This window comes from Methylocaldum sp. GT1TLB, from assembly GCF_051027445.1.
Classification (GTDB): Bacteria; Pseudomonadota; Gammaproteobacteria; order Methylococcales; family Methylococcaceae; genus Methylocaldum.
On record NZ_CP194898.1, the window covers coordinates 1,989,479 to 2,012,834 of the forward strand.

Genomic DNA, 23,356 nt, shown 5'->3' on the forward strand with positions numbered 1-23,356 from the left:
GCGATAGAATAAAGAATCGTCAAAAATATCAATTTTAAATTCCGTTAACTGGAATTATTAATGGATCGTCTCCATTTAATGACCGTGTATGTCGCGGTGGTCGAAGCGGAAAGTTTTGCCGGCGGTGCCCGCAAGCTTCACATGTCGCCACCGGCCGTGACGCGTGCGGTGGCGGCGTTGGAAGAGCGATTAGGCGTTAAATTGCTGAACCGCACCACCCGCTACGTGCGGATGACCGAGGCCGGCCAGAAATACTACGAGGACGCCAAACGCATCATCGCCTTGGCCGATGAAGCCGACAACGCTGCACTGGGCATCAACGCCGAACCGCGCGGCCAACTGACCGTTACCGCCTCGGTTTTGTTCGGCCGCTTGTATGTGATGCCGGGCATCGTCGAGTATTTGCGCCGCTATCCGGCGGTGGAAGTCAATGCGCTGTTCGTCGACCGGGTTGTCAACATGCTGGAGGAAGGCGTGGACGTGGCGATCCGGATTGCCGAATTGCCCGATTCATCGTACCGGGCACTGCGAGTCGGCTCGGTAAGACAGGTACTGTGCGCATCGCCGGACTACCTGGCAACGCACGGCGTTCCGCACACGCCGGACGATTTGCTCAAGCACCAAATCATCCTGGCGCGCGGCCTAAATCCGAATAATGAAATGCGCTTCCTGCGCGACGGGCTGCCGCGGACGCTCAAGTTACAACCGATCTTGAGCGTCAGCGACAACGACTCGGCGGCCAGTGCGGCGATGGCCGGCTTAGGGATTACCCGCTTGCTGTCCTACCAAATTGCCGAGCCGCTACAGACTGGCAAGCTGAAAATCGTTCTCAGCGAATTCGAAAGCCCACCGGTTCCGGTCCATATCCTGCACCGCGAAGGTCGCCATTCGTCGGCGAAAGTCCGTTCGTTCGTCGATATGACGGCAGAGCGTTTGCGGACGGAGTTGTCACTGAATTGATCGATTGGCGCCTGCCGGGTGCTTCTGCCGCGGCGCCGGGCGCCGGCTGAGCTGAGTCGTTGAGTTCCATCCATTGCCTCGCTGCACATTTATCCGCCTTCACCTCCAGCGACACTATCGCGAGATGGGCCTTGCCGCCGGCAGCCAGGGTCATCGCTCAGCCCTCCCGATCGTTTGCCGGTGACTCAGCTACTAAAGCTCGCGATCGGCTGTCTGGCCTATCTGCAGAAGTGGGCACGAACAACTCGCTCGATTTTCGAGGAAGCTGCCGTTCAGGAATGACTGGTGTCGAGAATGTTGGATGGCCGGTATGGCCGAATAGTACCCATTCGTCGTTTTCGAATCGATCGGCCAAACTCTGTCTTTTCGAGCAGCGCGAAGGGACTACTCCTAAGAAATCAGCAAGCCCCCAGATGATATTTCAGGGGCCGGCGGCTGAGTTGGGTCGTTCGTACTCCACAAAGTGCCCGAACGCCCGACCTAAGCGACCGTTCAGGCAAACGTCATCGAGTCCGATCAGACTTCCGTTTTGTTCGGAAATTTCCAAGGCATCGTCCACTTCGATTCCGAGATAACGAACCGTGCATTCCGGTCGCTGTGGCCAAGCAATAATCGCACCGCCCGAAGATTCCCGGTGCGCCGATACACCAAGGTTGCCTTGGTTCGCCACATCGAATGGGTTCCATATCGCGCGTGGTCCGGGCCCGTCATCGACTGAACCCACCTTTCCACGTCCGTGCATATTGCCGAGTCGATAGGTGCGGCGAAGGGAATGCTGGTTTGTGAATACACGCTTGAACACGCGATCAAGTGTGATTACTCGAACATCTCCGTGTTCGGATTAAATGATGTGGGTAACTGTCTCAGCTAAAAGACCCTCACCCAATGTCATCGGGCTTTCCTGTCCGACATCCCCGGGTGAGTTCCGCTAGGCCAGATTCGCTCCCGGCGTATTTGGCCCCAAAGGAGAGAACTTATTAACCCGGCCTATAAATATAGGCCGGGTTAATCCGGGGCAGGGATGCCCCGGCGCGGCGACAAGCCGCGTGAGCCCAGGCCGGGCGTGTACCGGCCTGGGCGGCGGCCCGAATTACCAGGAGGGTATTTACGGGCCTGGTTAATATCTGGAGCTCCCCCGACATCGAAAAGGAGTTTTGACATGACAAATTCAATCAGAACATTGATCAGCGCGACAGCGATCACATTCTCACTGCTTTGCCCACCGACAGCCGTGCAAGCGCAATGGAGCGGATTCCAGAATCAGGGTGGAGTCGTGGTTTCAGATCCCAGTTGCAGCTTGATGTTAGATGGCAAGGCTATCTGTGGAACGGTGAGCAGCGCAGGAACGCTGATCGTCAACATCTTTAATGGCAGCAGCTGGAGCGGATTTACGGAACTGGACGGGATAATCATAGGAAAACCCAGTTGCACGTATGTGGGCAATAATCAGGCGTTATGCGCCACGATCGGCACGGATAGCACCGTTTTCGTCAATCGCTATAACGGTGCCTCGTGGAGCGGTTTCCAACAGTTAGGCGGTGTCAGCATTTCCAACCCGGTTTGTACGGGGATTTTTGGGACGAATCAGGCTATTTGCGCCATCATCGACGCGGACGGTACCCTTATGGCGAATCGCTTCGATGGCACCAATTGGACCGGGTTTGTAAGCCTCGGTGGAGCGCACATATTCAATCCGACTTGCACCGACGATTTTATAGGCGGAGCCCTCTGTGGTGCGGTTACCACGACGGGCGAGCTCCGGGTATTACGCTTTGATGGCACGAGCTGGGGCACGGAAACGATCCTAAGCGCCGATGGCTCCATCACAGCCGATCCAAGCTGTACTTTTGTCGATGAGAACCAGTTTATCTGTGGGGTCAGAGCCACGAACAGCGCCCTTTACGTCACTCGCTTCGATAGCTCCGCGTGGAGCGCGTTTGAAAACCTCGGAGGCATTCTGACTTCGAGTCCAAGTTGCACGCCTTACAACGTGCTGTCAGCAACCCCAAGGGCGCTCTGCGCTGTTAAGGGCACGGATAGTAATCTGTTCGTCAACACCTTTAACGGCAGTAACTGGACCGGGTATCAACGTACAACATTTTTGAATATTTACGGCGACCCCAGTTGCACTTTGGTTGGTAGCACTCAGGTATTGTGCGGCGTTAGAGGCACCGACCATTGGCTGTATACAAATATCGGCCAGCTCTAGTAACCCACGAGTGTGCCAACCCAATCGCACACTCGCCGATCGGGAGGGGCGTCGCGTGGAGCGACGTCCCTCAAATGTTCGAAGGAGCTACTACTAAGTACATTCCGCAAATATTTGCGGAATCTCGACTGATTGGCTTGATTGGCGGGGTTGTCCTGCAGGTTGCCTATGCCGCAAGACTTCCCTGAATGTACGTAGAGCGTTTTCATCTCGCTCGTACGGCAAAACCGGCTTGGCAGGAGTCGTTGGCGCCTTCGGCTCGGGTGAATGGATTCAAGCATTCGTAGGTCGGCAATCCTTTGCCGACGAAGATGCGCGGCCGAGACGTGGCGTCGGGAAAGGATTCCCGACCTACTCGTGAGTGCCCGTACAGTCGGTATGAAAATGCTCTAGCCCGCTGAAGAGTCTGCTGTAGTGTCAGCGCCCGAATCTTTTTTGTGAGGCGGCTGTCCGCCCAAGGATAGTGAGTTGTCACCCAGAAATCGGGTTCGACCGGCTCCTTATTGGGCAGCGGCCCCCTTTTCAGACTGCCGCGACATCCCGCGGCAAAAAATCCTGACGGCGGTGAACCTTTTCGGAATTTCCCGAAATCTACAGATTAGACTCGGATTATTCCTGCTTCGGAAAAACCAACCATGGTACCGATTCATTGCCTATGACCGTCGATCCCACGCTAATCCTGCCTGATAGACAAACCGCCTCATGCGTCGATGATCATCGGGATCGGGAACTGATGACCGGTATCCAGGCGCGCGATGTGGGTGCTTTCGAGATGTTGTATTCGGCCTTCTATCATCGCTTGTCCAGGTTTATTTTTCAGGCGACGCGACAGCCGGATATGGTGGAGGATGTGATCAATGAAACGATGCTAGTCGTGTGGGAAAAGCCCGAGACCTTTGATTACACATGTAAGGTATCAACTTGGATTTTCGGTATTGCTTATCGAAAGGCGCTTAAGGCCTCGGCGAAGCAGGCCAGATCCGCCCATGCCGTGCCTATTGACGAGTTCGGAGAGGAATTGGCGGATAACAGAGCGTCACCGGCACGGCAGGTGGAAGGCGAGGATCTGCTCTCCGTTGCTTTGGACTCGCTCCCGCAGGAGCAACGCGCCGTTATCGAGTTGACCTTTGGCCATGGACTTCGTTATCAGGAGATCGCAGCCATCCTCGACTGTCCGGAAAATACGGTGAAAACACGGATGTTTCATGCACGCAAGAGGCTTCAGACCTTATTTAACGAGCTGACACCGGAGCTCATGGATCCTTCCGAAGAGGATATGTCATGACGCCGGCTGCTCGCGCGATAGAAAGCTCTCCACCTAGTCATGAAGCGGCGGTTCGGGAACGTGAAGATCGGCTACGAAGGCTTTCCGCAATCAGGGATACCGAGCAATCGCGCGAGTGCAAGGCAAGCATCGACGATCCGGTCCAATGGATTCGGAGCTTGCGCGGAGGTCGCCGCCGACGCGTGTAGGAGTTCTATAGCCTCAGGCGAGGTCAAGCTGGGCTTGAGTTGCCGCATCAGGGCCAACAGGCCCGTGACATGGGGAGCGGCGAAGGAACTACCGGACACGAAGTCGTACCTCCCGTGCGGCAGTGTCGTAAGAATATCGGTACCGGGGGCATGGATCCCATCGTTGGCGGCCGCTTCCGGCTTGCGATCCACCTGGGCGGCTCGGACCGCAATGACTCCGGTCTGATTGGCGGGAAAGCCCGCGATCGATCCGTTTTCACGGGCGTCCGCGCCGACCACGAGGATACCCTGATCGATCGCCGCCCGAAGAAGCCGTCCGACCAGCGGATCATCAGGCCCGGTCAGGCTCAGATTGATGATATGGGTGCCAAGACGCACGGCTTCATTGAGCGCCGCCAAGAGCGTAAAGCTGTTGCACACTGCAGCGACGGAACCGAAGCGCTCCGGCCAACACGCCTTAAGCGCGTAGATTTTGGCATCGGGCGCAACTCCCGCAATACCAATTCCATTTCCACGGTGAGCGGCGACTATGCCGGCGACAGCCGTCCCGTGGATATCATCGGTCGGTTTATCGTGATTCGATGATGCCAGATTTTTAGAGACAGCGATTTGGCCCCTGAGGTCGGGATGGGTATCATCCACACCGGTATCGACCAGCGCGATGCGAACGCCCCGTCCGGTCGTCAGACGATGGGCTTCCTCGATGTGCATGCGCTGTAAGTTTTTTTGCAGTCGAAAATAAGGATCACTGCCGAAGGAAGCCGACGCATTATTTACTAAAGCCCGGAAGGTCCGCATGATCTGTACGGATTCGACCCGGCGATCCTGCGCGATGGTCTTGATAGTATCGGCGGGGATTTGACCGACAGGAATTTCGTACACCACGCACACTACTCTCAAAATGGTAACAGGCCATTCCGCCATCAGCTTCAGCCCGTACTGCTCCGCCAAATCTACCGCGACGCGGGTGCTCCAGGCAGAACTCATGTAACGGCCATGTGCGCGATAACGATCCAGAATATTGTCCGGCACCTTGCGTCCGATGCTCGAATCGGTGAAAGTCACCAGGATGCGCCGCTCTTCAATCGATGGATCGGCCGTGGGACCGATGCTTGGAAAATCACGGTCCGTCACGCATCCGGTCAGTTGCAACAGGAGCGCCAAGACTAAAGCGATCAAGCTGAACGTCATGGCGCCGAAGAAGGCCCGGTTGTCGGCTCTGCCAGCAATACACCCGGTTGGCGCCGAAGGTAGGCCAAGGCCGCTTCGATCCTCGCATTCTTGTCTCTGCCGTCGGCCAGTCGGACCGTATAAACGTCCGCCGAACCGGGCATGTCGACTCGGCTCCCGTCGACTGCTTTCAAGAGCGCATCAACATGTTCGGCGCCAAGACTCGGTTCGACCACCAGGCGCAGATCCCCCTGATTCGAGGCTGCGGTCGAAGCGGGGTCGGCCAAAGTTCGAAACCGGGGCTCCGTTAGTTGATCCCACTGGCGCCAGCTCAAGGGGACGATCAGCAGCAAAAGCACCACCGCCAGAGCCACGCGGGTCAGTGGCTTGCTTACGATGACCGGAAAATGCCGGAGCCAGGTTCGAAGTCGGCCAAATCGATCGAAGTGCAACGCCGCCGATTCGGATCGTTCACGCTGCCGAATGGTGGCGAGCAGGCGAGAGTATCCGGCCTGCGGATCCAGATTCGGACAAGGCGTGTGAGAGATTCGCTCCGAAAGCGCGTAAAGCTTCACCCGTTCACGTCGGCAAATCAGGCAACGGCTCAAATGCGCCTCCACCCGCGCCTGCTCTTCGCTCTGTAGGGTTCCGGTTATATGCCAGGGCAACAGTGAAAACACATCATCGTGCTCACGGTCCGGCGGGCATGGCTTACTCAGATTCATCACGCTTCTCCAACAATAAGAGCATCCAACTTAGGCATCCCATCATCCAAGAAGAGCTCGAGCTATTTGCAAATGTGAGACATACGTTCAGCGCTTCTCGAACGCTACACCACTGTCGAACAGGTCTAGCCCATAAGCCTGCATTCTAGGGGGCGTCCTTCAAAAGAAACTCGACCTGTCGTCATTACAAAACCATTGGACCCGGACAAGGTCGACCGTGCTCTTTTGACCGTTCGGCTATCCGGCTAGTAAGCGATAAATCGCCTACAAGAGGACCTGTCAATCCGCGGTTCTACTCTATTTATTCCGCGGCCAGGCCAAAAGTTCACTAAAAGCCGACAGAGAGGGAAAATAGAAAGCGGTCATCCAGCGGCTGGAGATATATCGATCCATTCTCAGGCTCGTCCTCGTGATGCTCGTAATAAGGCAACTTGGTATCCACATAGCGCAAATCGACCGAAATATACCGATTCACGTACCAGGTCACTCCGGCATTCCAGAAAAAGTAGTCGTAGTGCGCCAGTTCGCCGGCCTGATGAAAGCCTACGCCCGCGGACAGTTGCAGCCGATCCACCGGGCTATAGCGGCCGACCAGTTCATAGGCCAAGGTCTTGGCGCCACGGTTATAGGTATCGTAGGCGAAAGCCACCCGAGCGCTCAGAAGATCGCGGTAATGGAGCGAACCGTAGAGTTCGTTATAGTCCGAGTCCTGGCCGAACACTTTGCCATCATATAGATACCGGCTAGCCGCGAGATCAAGCTTCCAGTTCTTGGCAAACTTGGTCGCCCAACCCAGATAAGGATTGATTTCCACACGGGCTCGGTCATCATAGTATTCATCGTCGAAACTCACCGGTGCCACCCAGAGGCCGGCATACAAGCCGAGTTCATGCTCGTATTCCAGATTCCCCAGGCCGACGGGATTGTTTCTGCTCTTTGTGTAGCCCCGATAAACATAATCCGTTGCGAAGCTCACGGATCCCTTGAAGTCGGCAAGCGCCGGAACACTGAACAAGGCGAGCAGTAGCCACGAAAGCCTACGATTCATGAAAGCTCTTATCGGTTTCGGCAAGGGATATCACCGCATTCTCTCCGGGAACGATCAGGAGAGATCCGATGTCGACAAGCGTGAACTCAGCTCGCCATGAGAGAATTCGTCCGACCGACACATCTTCGGCTGACGACGGACGGCAGGCGTTCACACGTCCGGCCTCGGATAGGGACGGAACTCCGGTGATGCGCATAGCGAAGGCGCACGGCAGAAGGCTCGCACGGGGGCTGAGCAGCGCGGGTTCCGGGAGTTGGGCGTTGGGCTGTCATAGGAAACTCCTCCTGAGTCAGTTGGGCGATCGAGTCGCGCAAATGCCTATCCACTGGCTATGCCAAGTTGTGGAACCAAAAAGATAACGGCGGTCCGCCAGGAATACTACTTGGAGTCGGTCCAAATATTGGAAAGTTCAACCCACCTCCGAGATTCTTGCGGCGGATACCTTTCAACCTGAAGGATACACAGCAAGCCCGAAAGAGTCAGCACGGCACACCTTTCCCGAGCTATAGGCAGTCCGTCGTTTGTAAAACCTCCCGTCCGCTCAAGCATCCTATCGACTTTCGTCGTATTCGGTTCATGCGACTAGGACGGGTGTTCGAGGGCAAAGAAGGTTTTCTACTGACAGTGTCGGGCTGGTATCGAGAAATCTGACCTTGGGTGTCTCTAACCGCCCCACACACGCGGACCGGAACCGGAAGCACAAGGCCGAAAAAGCTGTCTGCCAGGACTGTGCAAAAAAGAGGAAATCGCGAGTTACGACGCCGGCAAGAGGGTGAAGAGCCGCAACCCGGCCTATCGCGGTCGATACCTTTTGAGCAAAGATTGCGAGATACACTCCGCCGCCTCAAAGGGCTTTATTCGGATCACCATGATTTCTCCCATGCTTCGCAGCCCCCCTTCCCGCGTTTGAAAACTGTTTCCGACTGACGACCGGTGTACGGATTGATGCGCCAATCCATGCTCCTCAATCCATACGCCGGCGGACGTCGATCGCTATGACACAATTTTAAAGATGCGAAGACGTCGTAAGATGCCAACTTTGGGTACAGGGTGGCGAGCTGCAAACCTGAAACAGCGAGGTCGCGCGATCGACCCGCTTTTCAGTCACAGTGCCATTGGCTGCTTGCATTGTGCTCTCAAGCACCACCGCTTGCATCACGGCTTGTTGCGATGCCAGATCGACCGAACCGGACGCAATATCCAGCCCGCCTTCCACTCGATCGAGCGCGCTATCGTCCAGCCGAGACAACGCAGTACCCGTTTCTTGCTGGGACAGATTATCCAAGGCGTGAAACTGGGAATCAGCGGAGGCCGCAGCCATACATAAGAGAGCGAGCGGTAGCAGACCGCCCCATGTGAATGATGTTTTCATCGGCCGCTCCATACTTTTCTGATTGAAGCAAAAAGGCGGGGGATCGTATGACCGTTCCCCCGCCTGGTTCTCCGGCCCTCATCAGCATTCGATATGGGCCATGGGCTTCGCGTTATTTACCGCCAATGCTCTGCTGCGTGACCGCCACAATATTCTGATTGGCGCCGCCCTTGCCCAAGGCTAGGTTGACCGCGGTTATCGTGGTTACGGCTATGTTCTGGTTAACGTTACCAACGTTTAATTTACGATCGTGATCTTTCTTAAACGGGAACAAAATCCCGCCTTCGACAGCAGAGAGTTGCCCTTCGGTCATCGGTTTCAAGCTGGACACCTTGCCCAATGCCCGGAAGTCGTTATCGGCCATTGCAGGCCCGGCCATCATCACCGAAGATAGTACTGCCGCTATTGCATAAGATTTCATGATCGAACTCCTTGTGTTACAGGGTTAACGCCTCCCCTACCATCGCATTCCTTACTTTTACTGTAAATGTCGGGAAATTCGGAAAGGTTCACCGCCGTCAGGATTTTTTGCCGCGGGATGTCGCGGCGGTCTGAAAAGGAGGCTCTGCCTTCTACGGTCCGGCGGCGAGCGGCCAGCCGCGGACGCTCACGGCGCGCGTCCCAACGGTCTTAAGATCGGCCAAAGTACCAATTCGATCATGGTTCCATGAAGCCGACATTCCAAGCCCGCTGAAAACTATTAATCAGGCCCGTAAATTCCCTCCTGGTATTTCGGGCCGCCGCCCAGGCCGGTACACGCCCGGCCTGGGCTCACGCGGCTTGTCGCCGCGCCGGGGCATCCCTGCCCCGGATTAACCCGGCCTATATTTATAGGCCGGGTTAATAAGTGCGAATGGCAGAAATGGCCGAATTCCGGTCGCCGTGGCCGCCCTGAGTGAATGATCGGAACCGGCACGGAGCGACAATCGACAGGCTTAAATGGCGGCCGGCGACAGGCGTGTTGGGTCTGCCCCGGTTACCGACTCGGTAGCCTCGGGCGAATCACGCTCTTCGCTGACGAGCGCCTGCCATTTCTCGTAGGAGGCCGGTTCGAAGCGCTCCAGCGCGAAGCGTCATTCGCCGGTCCTTATAGGTAACGATCACACGCGCCAAGGCATTGATCAGCGCCACATTGGTGCCAGGGCGCAATTTCAAATGGCAATCGGCTTTCACATGCGCCGATTTCACCCAGCCGATAATCCAAGCGGTCGAAACTCAAGGAAAAAACAAACGGAGAGGATTCTCGCAGACCCTCTCCGTTTCATATTCATAGGCAAACCGCCGTCCCTTTGTCCTTTTCGAGAATGCGCCGCTGAGACAGTCTGGTTCTTGATATAGGGCTACAGCAATTACCTGATATTCTTCTGCTTTGTCCTGCTGCTGGCGAGCAGGTTGGGCGGCGGACCGATCGGCTTGAAGTTCTTCAGCAGAGGAATGTCATCCTTGTTGACCCACCTGAGGTCAAGATCGTAGGTACCCGGCTGCCCCCAACCTCCAGTGAACTTCTCGCCATCGGGCGTGAAGCTCCAGCACATGTCTTCGCCGGCGGTATTGATGGTATCACCGAGGTTCAATGGTTCCTGCCATTCACCTTTCGGATTCTGGTATGCGATCCACTCATCATGTCCGCCCCGCGAGCCGAGGTCAGGCCGCGTGCTGGTAACGATTATGCTCTTGCCGTCCTTTGACAGTCCGGTCCAGTGCAGGTGGTCGCGGTACGGCGAATTGATCCTCGGACCGAGGCTCTGCGGCTTCTGCCAGACGCCGTCCTTCTTCTCAACCTTCCAGATGTCGCTATCTTGCGTTACTCCCGGTTGTTGGTAGCTGAAGTAAATCAGGCTGTCGGAAGCGATGATTGGGCAGTGCTCCTCGCCAGTCGGCGTATTGATGTGCGGCAGCTCGGGAACTTCGTTCCAGTTTCTGGCCGGCTGCCAGACGCCATCGACTTTTTGAGTGACGTAGAGATCGCCGGTGGACAGATTACCCGGCTCGTATCTCGTGAAGTAAATGACATTTCCGTCATCGGAGAAACTCGGCTCCAGTTCCCAGGCGGACGTGTTGATGTTCGGCCCTACAGCGGGATCAACCTCCGGTCCCAAATGGACGGGCTCCTGCCAGGCGCCATTCTCATAGTGGGACATCCAAATGTCGAAATTGTAGGGGGTCCCAGACGACTCTACGCTGCCCGGACGGGTGGAGGTAAAGACGGCGGTTTTCCCGTCGGCGCTGTAGGTGATCTCGAAGTCCGCACCAGCCGAGTTGAGTGGTTCGCCCATACTTTTCGATATTGGCGGAATCGCTTTGGCGCTCTCGTTACCCGGCATGTCCATACCCGGCATCGCATCACAAACCCCGTGCGCCAGGATGAGTACCGGCGCCACGGAACAGAGCCTTAGAATAAGGCATTTCTCTTTCATACCCCGCCCCGTCATTTCAGATGGATAATACTTCGTACTGTTTTTCATAAACAAAGCTTATGCTACACCGCATCGCAATTTTTGCGATAAGCCCCTCCTTATCTGTCGTTGCGGCGTCAGATTATGTCTAATGTTTGACGTGGTCAATGAGAAGTTTCTAATGTTTTAATGTTTGACATGGTCAAGTAGAAAGGGACACCCCAGTCAAGCCGCATTGGCCATTTGGCCATTCGGCCATTTATCTCAAATTGATCCGAGCTCTGATAGCCCGGGTACGAATGCAGCCGCTTGCTCTTCCAGCGCTTTATGATTTCAGGTCGCCACACCTAGCATCCATGTGTGGGGCGGCCGCTTTCCGCAAAGCTCGCTCGTGCGTGCAGGATCTCGGCGAGAGTCACTGTCGATCATTGCCTCAGCAGCCTGTCGGCTTGTGGACGCGAATGACCACTCCACTCGGTAACCCGCCCTTGAATCCGCAGAGTGGCGACCGGTAGCTTTGGGCACTGACGACTCGCTCGATTTTGGAAAAGCGGCCGCTCAGGAATGGCGGGCCTTGGAAGGACGAATGGCCGTTGAGGCCGAAAACTACCCACCCGAAAACAAACTATCGGAGCTCGTTTGAACTTCAATTCTTCGCCAATTGTCCTTTGGCGCAGTATTCGTCAATGGATGTGCATTTCCCGATTGCCGGCCCTGTCGCTCCGTTGCAGCAGATACCTGTCCTGGTCTCCAGGCAATGGCGCCCCGTCGTCGCTTAGATAGAGCAAAGTGCCTTCATCTTTAATGGCGAGCCGACGCTGAGGGGCCTCTTTGTTGGGGGTCAACAAGACGACACCTTTGGTGTCGTTCCATTCGTATTTTCCTTTTTCGAAGGACTCTCGGTTTTGCGGCTTTGCGGGTTGGATGACCAAAAGATAGTTGTTCTTGGCATTCAAGGACAGGGTCATTTTCAGACCGTTGCAATCTTCTTCATGACACGGCAGGTAGCCGTAAAAGACGCCCCGAAATTTGCCTGCCGCTCCCTCGGGGCTGGCATGAGCCGAATGATCCATGGCACCGTGCTGGCTCTGTTCGCGAGCTTTGAGCGCTTTCTCTTGGATTTCCTTATCGGTTTCTGCCCAAGCGGGGTTAAGCGAGGACAGCAATGCGCCGAAAACAATGACTAACACCTTTTGAGTCATTTTCCTGTTCGATGCTTTCATAAGGGATTTCTCGTGTTCTATGTCCGAAACCAGCGTAGCCCATGAGGCGGATATGCGTGTGATATTGTACGCCACCGAGGGCGTGTTAATTTGACTTCACGTTCTGTCTTGTCGTGTGCCGGCAACTGGAATCGCGTATTCAATGGCGCCTTTGGGAACGAACCACCGATTCGGTCTCGAAGAGAGCTGACGCTCGGGAAGGCCGGTATCGGCAGAGGTGAACGCCCGTTGAGGCCGATCTTGAGACGATCGAGGCGAATCTTGAGCACGGGCGAAAGGGGGGCAGTTCTTACATTCCAACACAGTTAACCGCTTCGAAACCAAACAAGGGACAAATTGTACGTGCCAGGGTAATTTTTCACAGACGAATCCTTGTCGGAGCGTGCACGCTCCGGCACAAGATACCTATCGCCTAATACAAACGGACCTCGGCTTAACGTATATCCAGAAGATTCACTTCGTAGCAAGGCTCATGGCTAGCAAATAATACACATGGCTTGATTTTGCAGGACTGGCTTCCTCCCAGGTAAGAGGAATGAATTTGAGAGTTTGAGTGCCGGATCAGTTCTTTGGTTGAAGACCTAAAAGACTCGCCCGGATATTTCGTCAGACTTTATATTTTGCCGACAAAATCTCGTAGCCGTTCTACTTTATTGCTCAAATCGGTTTTGTGATGTGCTGAAAAGGATTTGTTGTGTCGTATGAAATACATTGCGCCTTCAGCACAGAGTGGACGGCAACCTTGCAAGCAGTGATTGGCAATAACCCGTTGATGAATAAGCGCCGTATAACCTTTCGACAGAGGGGATCGAAAGTATAATCGGTTTTATGTAACCCAAATCGAGTCGATTCAAATTCATGCCGATTATCTCGAACCACGGGTTATCGAAAACTTCTTTGAATTTGCCGCCTCTCTAGAAATTCTGCCTCAAATGCGGCTGAATATCGGCACCAGAGATTCTGGCGTTGAAGAGCATTAAGAACCGCTTTTTCAATACTATTAAACAGTTCAAGGTTTAACTTGACAGCATAGGCATACCCGAGCGGAGAATAGCGGGAAAACATCCTGGATTGCGGATAAACAGTTTGCTCACGCCCTTAACAACAACGTAATAACAAAAACGAGGAGGCGCCATGTCCTTTCCAGCCGATAACAACATCTTTCAAAAGGGCACATTCGAAGGTTTCGCCGTCCGCGGGCGAGCGCGAGTGGATCGGGATTTTCGACATGCTTGGGAAAACCGCTCGGTGTCGCCCGGACTTGGTAAGCATTTCGCCATCCTCGACGATCCGAATCTTATCGATCTCTCCAACGGAACCCGCCTGCCGCCCAGCCAAATACTGTCATCCGATCTGACCGCGCCAGCCAGCCGTGATCCACTGGACACCTCGGACCTTGATTTCATCGATCTGCTGTCGCAGAAAACGCGCGGTATCGACGGCGCCAGTCTTGCGGTGGAGGGCATCAGCCTCAAGCCCGGCGAAGGCATCATGACGCGCTGGAATTTTCTGGTTTACGACCAGCGCGACGATATCAACGACTTTGCCTTGGCCGAATTGATCGACGAGCAAACCGGACAGACGATTGAACAAAAACTCCTGGTGCAAAGCCAAGGTTTGAAGAGTCCCGACGGCTCGATCCGCTGGTCGAGCGGCTGGATGCCTTATTCCTGGAAAACGTCGAGCTCCGTGCGCGTGACGTTTCGCATCGTCGTCAGCAACGGCTACACCTTCAATCCCCTGTCCGGCCCCGATCCCTTGCAGAGAGTGCAAGGGCGAGCGTTCCCCAGCGGGTTGCTGGTAGACGGAATTTGGTTGATTTAGGGGGGATGCCGTCATGAAAGTCGGACGCGTTATCACAATTTTCGCTCTCATCCTGACCACCCTCGCGGGTGTCGGTTGCCGCCCCGCGAAAGACAACGGCGGGGACGCCCGTCACACCCGAGTCATCCACGCCGATGTCGTCGCAATCGAGCACGATATCCAGTACAACCGCTTCGGTTCCCACAACCCCTACGGCATGATTTACGCCCTTGAGCGCGATGTGGAAAGCAGCGATGGACAGCCCGAACTGCGGCCGGGCAAGGTCAGGCTGAAGTCGGTCAAGCGGGCCCGGCCTTTGGCACTTAGGGCGCACAAGGGAGACATTCTCGAAGTGACCTTCACCAATTTGCTGAGCCCCGAACGGCCCAAGCGACATCCCGACGATATCGAGGAAGAGGCGATCGAGGAAAAAGGCCATGCGGCCAACCAGGTCGTATCGGCGCATCGGACTGATTCCGACCCGTGCGCGCCAGCCGGCACGCCGCCGCCGCACGGGAATACCCCAACCACCCGCTGCGCCTCCATCGCACTTTCGGGTCTGCGGGTCGAAGCCGATGGCCACGATCCTGCCGCAACCGGTTTGCAGGGCATTCCTCCGGGGGCCACAATCACCTACCGTTGGCGCGCCGAGCGCGAGGGCACCTTTTTGTTCGCCAGTCTCGCCGCGCCGTCCGGGGGCGAAGGCGACGGCGGCTCGCTGGTACACGGCCTGTTCGGCACGGTGACGGTGGAACCGGAACGCAGCACCTGGTATCGCAGCGCGGTCCGCGCCGACGAACTCAAGGAAGCGAAACGGCAGGCCAAGGCACCCGCGCTGATCGAGTATGAAGCGCTCGACGAGCACGGCGATCCCGTCCTGAACCTGCTCAAGCCGCTTGGCAACGACCGGTTCGAACTGATCCACAGTCCCTTGGACGCCATCATCGTCGATCACGACAGCGGCAAGAGCGGCCGCGAATTCACGGTCACCTTCCATGATGAACTGAAGACCGTCTATCCCGAGGACTTCCGCATTCTCGCCACCAACCCGCAATTGGCGGGGGTGCGAGACGGATTTGCCATCAACTACGGCGCGAGCGGCATGGGCACCATCTTGTTGGCCAACCGCCTGGGCAAAGGACCGGCCAAGGATTGCGTCGACTGCCTTTACGAAGAATTTTTCCTGCAATCCTGGGCAAACGGCGATCCCGCGCTGCTGCCTCAGTACGAGGACGATCCGTCCAACGTCCATCACAGCTATCTCGGCGATCCCGTGCTGTTCCGCAACTCGCACGCCGGCCCGAAGGAAACCCATGTGTTCCACCTGCATGCACATCAATGGGAATCCAGTCGAAGCGGGTATTCCAATTATCTCGATTCGCAGACCATCGCACCGCAACAAAGCTTTGCCTACGCCATCGCGCACGAGGCCAGCGGCAACCGCAATCTGGCGCCGGGCGATTCGATCTTCCACTGTCATCTCTACCCGCATTTCGCTCAAGGCATGTGGGGGTTGTGGCGCGTCCACGACGTTTTCGAGGACGGCACGCGCCGTCTGCCCGATGGAGAACGGGGACCCGGCACCGATCCGAGAACCGGCGTCGCCACGGGCGGCACCCCTATTCCGGCAGTGATTCCCTTGCCTGAGCTCGCCATCGCGCCCGCTCCGACTTATGCGGAAGATCCCGATCCGAGCAAGCGCATAGCCCAATCCTTTCCAGGCTTCCCTTTTTACATTCCCGGTCAGGCCGGACACCGTGCGCCGCAGCCTCCGCTCGACATCGTCGAAAACGGCGGTCTTGGGCGGCACCTTGTAACCGGCGGCGAGCGGGAATTCAACGGCGGGCGAACCGCCGCGGAACAGTTGGCGAACGCCGACATGACCGCGCATATCACCCGCGCGAATCTAATTCTGTTGCCCGAAGCGGGCACCGCATTGGAAAAAGCGGCGATGGCTTTCCATGAACACGCCGCCGGTTACCCGAGCCGGACGCCGGAGGGCCGGGATGCGGTATTCCGGGTCAACGGCAAAGCGCGGCGGCCCGGCGCGCCTTTCGCCGACCCGTGCGGCGAGGATCCCACGGCGCCGATTCGGCGTTACCGCGCTTCGGTGATCGATCTGGACATTCAAACCAACGAACACGGCTGGCATGACCCGCAGTCACGCATCAATGTTCTGGACCGGGACGTTGCTCGTTACGAAGGCAAAAAAACCGCCGCGGCCGAGCCATTCTTCTTCCGTGTGGAATCGGGCGAGTGCGTGGAGTTCCTGCATACCAACCGTGCCGGTGCCACGGTGAGACGCGACGATTTCCAGGTCGCCACGCCTACCGACACCATCGGTCAACACATCCATCTGGTCAAATTCGATGTCCTCGCTGCGGACGGCTCGGGCAACGGCTTCAATTACGAGGATGGCACACTGGCCTGGGAAGCGATCAAGGAGCTGTCCGAAGCCAGCCGCTTCGGCGTGGTGAAGGATCACCTCGGCCAAATCAAGCCTAAGCCTCGCGCCAAGACCAACAAGCAGGGCCGTCCGGTGTTTCAGACCACCATCCAGCGCTGGTGGGCGGATGCCCACGACCATAAGGACGGCGACGGCACGCTGGGCACGGTATTCACGCACGATCACTTCGCGCCGTCCTCGATTCAGCATCACGGGTTTTACAACGCCATGCTGGTCGAACCCAAGGGCTCGGTTTGGCGTACCCCGGACGGTACCGACATGAAAACGGGCAAGCGGCGATTACCCGGCGGAAATGAGCAGAACGTCGCCGGCGCCAGCCGCGATATTGCCTGCCGCGCCCCCGTCACCGAACCGGAGCGTACATGCCGCGAATCTTTCGCGGTCGGCTCGCGCGGCATGGTGGTCAAGGCGGAAGCCAGGGAAAAGCATCCCGACACGCGCGAATTCGCCCTGGCCATCGCCGATTTCGCGTTGCTCTACGATGCCGGGCAAACGCAAGGTCCGGCTCTGCCGGAAGGCATGGCGGGCAAGGTGAACACCACGGTGGAGGACTATTACGTCGCCTACCGCAAGCTGCACGGCTATCCCGTCGATCCGCCGGCCATGCCCGAGGCGATTTCCACCGACCACCACAATCCCTATCTGGTCAATTACAAACACGAGCCCATCCCGCTGCGTATCGGCGAACGCGACAGCCCCGCAAGCGGCAGTCATTTTTCAAAGCTCAAGCCCGGCGAATGCGCAGGGCATCTGGACGACCCCGAAAGCGCGCGCCCGGCGCTGTGTCGCCCCAGCGATCTGGCTTATGTCTTTAGCTCCTCGGCACCGCATGGCGATCCCTTCCTGAAGCCCTTCAGGGCCTATGAGGGCGACCGGGTTCAATTGCGCGTAATCCAGGGGGCGCAGGAAGTCCAGCACGGTTTCACCGTACACGGGCTGGCCTGGCGAAGGGAAGCGAAGAACCCGACTGCCCCCTGGATCAATGCCCAGGAAATCGGAATTTCCGAACATTTCGAGATGGACACGGTCAATCTGGCTAACATCGGCGCCGGACTCGGTACCGCCGACTACCTCTTCCACTTCGGCACTCAGGACGACTTGTGGAACGGCAGTTGGGGACTGTTGCGCGCTTTCGCCAGCCCTGAAGTTTTCGACCCGGCGGCATGCGAGGACGAGCATGGCGTGCTGAAAGTCGGACAAGTCGATTTGCTCGAAGCCAGCGCGCCGGACAAGGATGCGGCACAGCGCAAGCCCTTCATTGACAAACTCCGGCAGGCCGGCTGCGCCGCCCAGCCGGTCGCGCGGCAGCACCTCGACGGGCCGAACAGTTGCCCGGACGGCGGGCGTAGCGACGATCATTGCGCGCTGGCGGTTCTGGACGACAATACCGACGGCAGGATAAGCGATCCCCAAGCGGGACAATTGGTGGCCGGTGACGGTTGTCCCCGGAATGCACCGCGGTCTGAATACGCTATAGAAGCTTGGCAAGTGAAGGACCTGCTGGGCGAGAGGGGAATGCGCTACGACGATGTCCACGGCCTGGATGACCCGGACGGTCTGGTTTTCGTTCCGGCTGGCGATGTCGAAGCGATTCGCAACGGCAAGCCTTTGACGCCACTCGTGCTTCGGGTCAAGGCAGGACATTGCGCGGTGGTGAAGCTGACCAATCACCTGGGGACGCGCCTGTCGGACCGTCCGGGCGACGCACTCATGCCGCGCATCACTCAAATCAATGTGGACGAGCACAACGAGGGCTTGCTGGACGCGCCGCCGTCAAACCGTGTCTCGCTCCATCCGCAGCTGGTGGCCGTGGACGTCAATGCCGGAAACGGCGCAGTCGCGGGTTTCAACCGCATCGATAAAGCGCTGGCGGTCCCAGGCGAAACGCGAACTTACAACTGGTTCGCGGGCCGGGTGAATATCGACCGGAAGGGCGGCAAGGTCGAAAGCCTCGTCATCGAACCCTTCAATGAACCGCTCGCGGCGGGATTGAATTCCCACGGCGACGTCATCGGCCATGGCACGCACGGTCTGATCGGCGCGCTCATTATCGAACCGGCCGACGCCAAGTTGTTCGACCCCGAGGATTTTTACGTGGACTCGCGAGGCCGGCCCCACGGTACCGAAATTCCTTTCGAACGAGCCTCCGGTCTCTCGGCCGTGGTCTGGGAGGATGACACCAAGAACTATGCGCGGGAATTCGTCGTGGTCTATCAAGACGGGCTGAATCTGCACAAGAACGGACAGCCCGTTCCCGACTGCCGCATCTGCGACGATTCCTATGATCTCGGCGAGCAAGGCATCAACTACCACAGTGCGCCTTTCTGGGTGCGCATGGGACTGGATCCACACCCGAATGCGCATGGTCAGGAAACCCAGGACCTCAATGACAACGTCTTCGCGAACGACTTCTTCACCGATGATCGGCAACCCTTAGCCTTCGTCGATTTCGAAGCCAAAGCGGATGAGCGCTTGCGTTTCCACGTGGTCCATCCGGCCGGCCGCGCCCGTCAGCACAGCTTCCAACTGTACGGGCATTCGTTCAAGGACGACGTCCCGAATTTCGGTTCCCCCTGGTCGCGCTTGGTGACGCCCGGGGTGACGCTCACGGCGGAAGTCGAACGCGCGAAGCCCGGAATTTGGCTCTATCGGGACGGTCCGGCTCATCTGTTCGCCGGGGGTACCTGGGGGCGGCTGGTGGTCAGGGACTAGAGCATTTTCCGATTCGGTGTCAGAGCGCCCGATAGGTAGGTCGGCAATCCCTTCCCAATCGCAAACGGTCGCTTTAGTCGCGACCCTTCCAATCGCAAACGGTCGCTTTAGTCGCGACCCTTCCAACAAAATCCTTTGCCGAGCCGATAAGTCGGCAAGGGATTGCCGACCTACGTTCTTCCCGCCCGACACGAAGCCGTACACCGGGATGAAAAACGCTCTAAGGAGCGGTCGTGGCAGCGGAAAGGAGTTTGACGAAATGGCGCGGGATAGCGGCAGGATCGTGATGCATTGGCATTACCCCCTGCCGCGGAGCTTGGGAAACGGACCACCTGCGATGGCTCGGACACGGCCTTGGCGTGCTTCGGAGATAAACCTACGACTCCCCCTTCGCTGGACTTTGACTGTAAGCGAACGAGCCGTGGCAATGGAGACCCCGGCGGAGTAATTGCCGCCGGATGCGCGATTCATTGTACTTTTGACGGGAAGCGACGGCGGGGCATTCAAGCCAGTTTGCCGCGATTTCGCGGCAGGCTGCACGGATCCCGTCGTTATGTCCGCTCTGCGTACCCCCTATGGCATCCTTTTGGTCCGAAGACTCCCCCGCGCCACAAACATGAAGGCAGGAATAAGCAGTAGGCCGGCAATCCCTTGCCAATGCGCGGGTCTGTGAAGCTCGGTTTCGTCGGAAAAGGCTTCCCGGCCTGCTAACACACCGAACCGCAAAATGCTCTAAATGTCGAAATCCAGCTCGAAGCCGCCGTAGGCGAATAAAGGCATGCCGGGGCGTGGACCGTGCGGCTGTCGTGACACGATGTATTCCTCGTCCGTCGCATTCTGGACGCCTGCCAACACCTTTACGCCCTTGGTGAGTTGATAGTAGCCGGAGATATCGAGAAGGACAAAGTCGTCGGTCTTGCCGAAGCGGGCATCCGGTTGGCCTGCGCCGTTGACTTGTTCGCTGGTGTTGCTCGCGCTGGTGTATGTTTCGCCGACATAGTTAACTACGACGTCCACCCCCCAATGGTCGAAGTGCAGGCCACTGCCGAAGCTGAGCGTGTACTCGGGAATATAGGGTACGCGGTTGCCTTCCTTGCCGAAGCTGAAAATCGATTCCGGGTTGGTAGAGGCGGCATCGTTCAGCTGCACCGCGTCGGTATAAGTGAATGACAAAAAGTAAGGATTGCGGAAACCCCATGCGAAAGCGTCGCCGGCATCGAAATTCAGAGCCAGTTCGACGCCGCGGCTGTCGACTTTGCCGAAGTTTTGATTCGCATCGCTGCCGGTGCCGCCTATGCTGTCGATAACCAATAAATTCTCGAACTGCGTATAAAATCCGATAACTTCGGCGGAGAACGCACCGTGGGTATAGCGTCCACCGAGTTCATAGGCGTTACTGGTTTCTTCCTTAAGCTTGTCAACCACGGCATCCTGGGGACCTGGCGGCGAAAACCCACGATGAACACTAGTGAACATCATGAAGTCTTCGTTAAAACGATAATCGAGACTCGCGCCTCCGGCATACATATCGAGAGAGCTGCTGCCGTTATTCGCAGGCGACAGGTTGTTCTTATATGTCTGATACAAGTGCTCGTAACGGATACCCGGAGTAAAACCCCATTTCCCCCACTCGATGCGGTCCTTCAGGAAAAAGGCATAAGCATTGGTCAAGCCTTTTCTGTCGTCTTGGCTTCCCGGCGCACCGACGGTCTTGCCGATAATCGTTCCATCCGCCGCCTGGTTATAGAGAGTATCGTGCTGAAACCGGGTTTCCTGGTCCTCGTGATAACGGAATCCCCCACTGAGCTCGTGATGTGTGGCGCCTAAATCAAGACGATAATTCGCAACTGTTTCAACACCGCCCAAATAATAACTGCGGTTGTTGTCACGCACTCTCAAATTACACGCGATGTTCCCTTTCAAACAGTCGAGACCCAGACCGTTCCTGGCGCCCGCCAGGGCGGCGGATAGATCCATATTGCCCGTTACCCCGCCCCTGAGATCGTTCAACTTTTGCCAATTCCTGTTGAATTCGCTGTAGTAAGCCGTCGTGACAATATCCAAATTCTCGGTCGGAGAAATGAAATAACGAGCAAATCCTCTAAAGTGCTCGGTTTCTATATTATCGAAGCGCGAGGCCGAATACCGCCGATAAGGATCTTTCCTGAAATCGTTGTCGCTCAAGCCGAGATAGGTTTCATCGGCATCCATATTCGAATAGCCGAACTTGACCTCGAGCTTTTGGTAGATATCCGTGTTGGGTTCCCAGGACAAACGCACCATCGGCTCGACCTGTTGAAATCCGGTTTCGTCGCCATTGCGGAAATCGGGTGTTTCATCAATAGTCTTGAACCCGTCCGAACCGCGGTAAAAGCCTTCTACCAAGTAACCGAAACGGCCGTTTTCCGTGCTCAAGGTATCGCCAACAAAACCGTGCGTTCTGACTTCGTTATAACTGCCGTAGAGAAATTTCAGATAGGCCTTGCCGCTGTCCGGAATCGGAGTTGACAAATAGTTGAGCACCCCGCCGGTGATATGCGGACCGTATTTGATTTGACTCGAGCCTTTCAAGACTTCAATTCCGCTCATGCGTCCGGCAGCGGGCGAAAAATATGCGGCGGGTGCGGAATAAGGTGCCGGCGCGGTTAAGACACCGTCTTCCATCACGGTAATCTTGGCACTTCGGGTCGTGTCGACGCCGCGGAAACTGATGTTGGGAAATAATCCGAAACCATCCTCCTCCCGGATGTTGACGCCGGGCACGCGACGTAAAATGCGGTTGACGTCGCTGTAACTTTGATCGCGAATTTCCGAAGTGTCGATGTATTGCGCTGAAGCCGGCATATCCCTGGCTTGCTCCTCGCTGCCTACGACCTGGATCGTGCCGAGGCTTGCCGGTGGCGCAGCTTGATCATCTGCCTGAACCTGTGACGCCAGGTTCACCGAAAGACAGGCCAATGACAATGGCCCAACGATTCGCTTGGATAGCAACATACCTTCCCCCAAAGGTTTTAATCAGTGCCTGCGCTAAGAAACTCGCTTAAACGGCATGGCTTCACTGTATATCTAAGATTAATGATAATCAATCTCTTTTTGAGAACTATTACGACGTTGAACAGTAAATCAATCTCTGATCGGAGAAGGGGGCTTTTTCCGGCCTCGTTCCTCAATCGGCACACGCGCGGGCTATGCCGAAACTCGGCAAGTTGTCGGGGGCAAACCGTCTCGCCGTGCGGGCCTGGTGCTGTGGTAAATTGACGATCGGCTGCTTTCTAAAAGTAACGATCCACCGGCAAAGCCGGTGGCTTTCGACGGCTGGCCCCTCAAAGGGGCCTGACCGCCATCGGGCAAAAGCCATGTCGTCACCCCGGCAGGGAAGGGGTCGACTAAAGGCCCGTTTGCGATTGGAGTGCCGGGGTCCAGTGACCACGGATGGTTTCGACCATTCACAATCCCTGTGAACTGGATTCATGCCGGGCGATCCTGCCCGGCACCCTTCGGGCGCGATGCGTGCAAACCGGCTGTCCTGCCGGTTTGTCCGGCACAAATTTGCCCGGAGCAAATTTGGACGTGCGCAGCACGGTCCGAAGGACGAACCCCAAGGACGGGGTGAGCAATCCCTGCCGGAAGGGGCGTTCTGGCGCTCCCAGAACGCCCGTTTGCGATTGGAATGACGGCCCAGCGAAATTGGGACAATACCTGACTCCCGGAAATGTCAAACTCTGCGAGTCCCCCGACAGAGCCGCACTGCCGTTAAGTTAAGACGAATGACGTCACCCCGGCAGGGAATGCCGGGGT

At 56.8% G+C, this 23,356-nt stretch carries 13 protein-coding genes; 5 read left to right on the top strand and 8 right to left on the bottom strand.

Going from position 1 to position 23,356, the window contains the following annotated elements:
* Window positions 1–60: 60 nt before the first annotated feature.
* From ACR2R1_RS08570 to ACR2R1_RS08580, 3 genes are all read left to right on the top strand, one after another.
* A complete protein-coding gene (locus ACR2R1_RS08570) occupies window positions 61–960 on the top strand; it encodes a LysR family transcriptional regulator (RefSeq protein ID WP_086134539.1) in 900 nt (299 codons plus the stop codon).
* 1,159 nt (window positions 961–2,119) lie between these two features.
* Window positions 2,120–3,169, top strand: coding sequence for a hypothetical protein (locus tag ACR2R1_RS08575; RefSeq protein ID WP_086134540.1), 1,050 nt, complete (start codon window positions 2,120–2,122; stop codon window positions 3,167–3,169).
* 655 nt (window positions 3,170–3,824) lie between these two features.
* Window positions 3,825–4,454, top strand: a complete 630-nt coding sequence (locus tag ACR2R1_RS08580; RefSeq protein WP_434113605.1) for an RNA polymerase sigma factor — start codon at window positions 3,825–3,827, stop codon at window positions 4,452–4,454.
* 71 nt (window positions 4,455–4,525) lie between these two features.
* Here ACR2R1_RS08580 and ACR2R1_RS08585 read toward each other — a convergent pair whose 3' ends face one another.
* From ACR2R1_RS08585 to ACR2R1_RS08615, 7 genes are all read right to left on the bottom strand, one after another.
* The gene (locus tag ACR2R1_RS08585) at window positions 4,526–5,833 is read right to left on the bottom strand and encodes a S8 family peptidase (protein ID WP_077728887.1); all 1,308 of its coding nucleotides are present in this window, start codon (window positions 5,831–5,833) and stop codon (window positions 4,526–4,528) included.
* Window positions 5,830–6,537, bottom strand: a complete 708-nt coding sequence (locus tag ACR2R1_RS08590) for a zf-HC2 domain-containing protein (protein WP_434113608.1) — start codon at window positions 6,535–6,537, stop codon at window positions 5,830–5,832. The genes ACR2R1_RS08585 and ACR2R1_RS08590 overlap by 4 nt, the downstream gene beginning before the upstream one ends.
* 328 nt (window positions 6,538–6,865) lie before the next feature.
* Complete coding sequence (locus ACR2R1_RS08595; RefSeq protein WP_156880432.1) at window positions 6,866–7,585, bottom strand: TorF family putative porin; 720 nt, start codon at window positions 7,583–7,585, stop codon at window positions 6,866–6,868.
* Window positions 7,586–8,591: 1,006 nt separating this feature from the next.
* Window positions 8,592–8,957, bottom strand: coding sequence for a hypothetical protein (locus ACR2R1_RS08600; RefSeq protein ID WP_139841096.1), 366 nt, complete (start codon window positions 8,955–8,957; stop codon window positions 8,592–8,594).
* 112 nt (window positions 8,958–9,069) lie between these two features.
* A complete protein-coding gene (locus tag ACR2R1_RS08605; protein WP_077728883.1) occupies window positions 9,070–9,378 on the bottom strand; it encodes a hypothetical protein in 309 nt (102 codons plus the stop codon).
* Window positions 9,379–10,306: 928 nt separating this feature from the next.
* Window positions 10,307–11,422, bottom strand: coding sequence for a TolB family protein (locus tag ACR2R1_RS08610; RefSeq protein WP_434113613.1), 1,116 nt, complete (start codon window positions 11,420–11,422; stop codon window positions 10,307–10,309).
* Window positions 11,423–12,036: 614 nt separating this feature from the next.
* The gene (locus ACR2R1_RS08615) at window positions 12,037–12,576 is read right to left on the bottom strand and encodes a copper resistance protein NlpE (protein WP_077728881.1); all 540 of its coding nucleotides are present in this window, start codon (window positions 12,574–12,576) and stop codon (window positions 12,037–12,039) included.
* 1,134 nt (window positions 12,577–13,710) lie between these two features.
* Here ACR2R1_RS08615 and ACR2R1_RS08620 point away from each other — a divergent pair.
* Together ACR2R1_RS08620 and ACR2R1_RS08625 are read left to right on the top strand one after the other, a co-directional pair.
* Window positions 13,711–14,400, top strand: coding sequence for a hypothetical protein (locus tag ACR2R1_RS08620; protein WP_077728880.1), 690 nt, complete (start codon window positions 13,711–13,713; stop codon window positions 14,398–14,400).
* Window positions 14,401–14,413: 13 nt separating this feature from the next.
* Window positions 14,414–19,558 carry a hypothetical protein gene (locus ACR2R1_RS08625; protein ID WP_434113617.1) on the top strand — a complete coding sequence of 1,715 codons (5,145 nt, stop codon included), beginning with the start codon at window positions 14,414–14,416 and terminating at the stop codon, window positions 19,556–19,558.
* A 732-nt stretch (window positions 19,559–20,290) separates the two neighbouring features.
* Here ACR2R1_RS08625 and ACR2R1_RS08630 read toward each other — a convergent pair.
* Window positions 20,291–22,552 (bottom strand): TonB-dependent receptor family protein, encoded by a 2,262-nt coding sequence (locus tag ACR2R1_RS08630; protein ID WP_077728878.1) that lies wholly within the window; start codon window positions 22,550–22,552, stop codon window positions 20,291–20,293.
* Between the last annotated feature and the right edge of the window lie 804 nt (window positions 22,553–23,356).

What these genes read in the sequence shown, in the direction of transcription:
- ACR2R1_RS08570 (WP_086134539.1), top strand. Translation starts at nt 61, where the DNA reads ATGGATCGTCTCCATTTAATGACCGTGTATGTCGCGGTGGTCGAAGCG.
- ACR2R1_RS08575 (WP_086134540.1), top strand. Translation starts at nt 2,120, where the DNA reads ATGACAAATTCAATCAGAACATTGATCAGCGCGACAGCGATCACATTC.
- ACR2R1_RS08580 (WP_434113605.1), top strand. Translation starts at nt 3,825, where the DNA reads ATGACCGTCGATCCCACGCTAATCCTGCCTGATAGACAAACCGCCTCA.
- ACR2R1_RS08585 (WP_077728887.1), bottom strand. Translation starts at nt 5,833, where the DNA reads ATGACGTTCAGCTTGATCGCTTTAGTCTTGGCGCTCCTGTTGCAACTG.
- ACR2R1_RS08590 (WP_434113608.1), bottom strand. Translation starts at nt 6,537, where the DNA reads ATGAATCTGAGTAAGCCATGCCCGCCGGACCGTGAGCACGATGATGTG.
- ACR2R1_RS08595 (WP_156880432.1), bottom strand. Translation starts at nt 7,585, where the DNA reads ATGAATCGTAGGCTTTCGTGGCTACTGCTCGCCTTGTTCAGTGTTCCG.
- ACR2R1_RS08600 (WP_139841096.1), bottom strand. Translation starts at nt 8,957, where the DNA reads ATGAAAACATCATTCACATGGGGCGGTCTGCTACCGCTCGCTCTCTTA.
- ACR2R1_RS08605 (WP_077728883.1), bottom strand. Translation starts at nt 9,378, where the DNA reads ATGAAATCTTATGCAATAGCGGCAGTACTATCTTCGGTGATGATGGCC.
- ACR2R1_RS08610 (WP_434113613.1), bottom strand. Translation starts at nt 11,422, where the DNA reads ATGAAAAACAGTACGAAGTATTATCCATCTGAAATGACGGGGCGGGGT.
- ACR2R1_RS08615 (WP_077728881.1), bottom strand. Translation starts at nt 12,576, where the DNA reads ATGAAAGCATCGAACAGGAAAATGACTCAAAAGGTGTTAGTCATTGTT.
- ACR2R1_RS08620 (WP_077728880.1), top strand. Translation starts at nt 13,711, where the DNA reads ATGTCCTTTCCAGCCGATAACAACATCTTTCAAAAGGGCACATTCGAA.
- ACR2R1_RS08625 (WP_434113617.1), top strand. Translation starts at nt 14,414, where the DNA reads ATGAAAGTCGGACGCGTTATCACAATTTTCGCTCTCATCCTGACCACC.
- ACR2R1_RS08630 (WP_077728878.1), bottom strand. Translation starts at nt 22,552, where the DNA reads ATGTTGCTATCCAAGCGAATCGTTGGGCCATTGTCATTGGCCTGTCTT.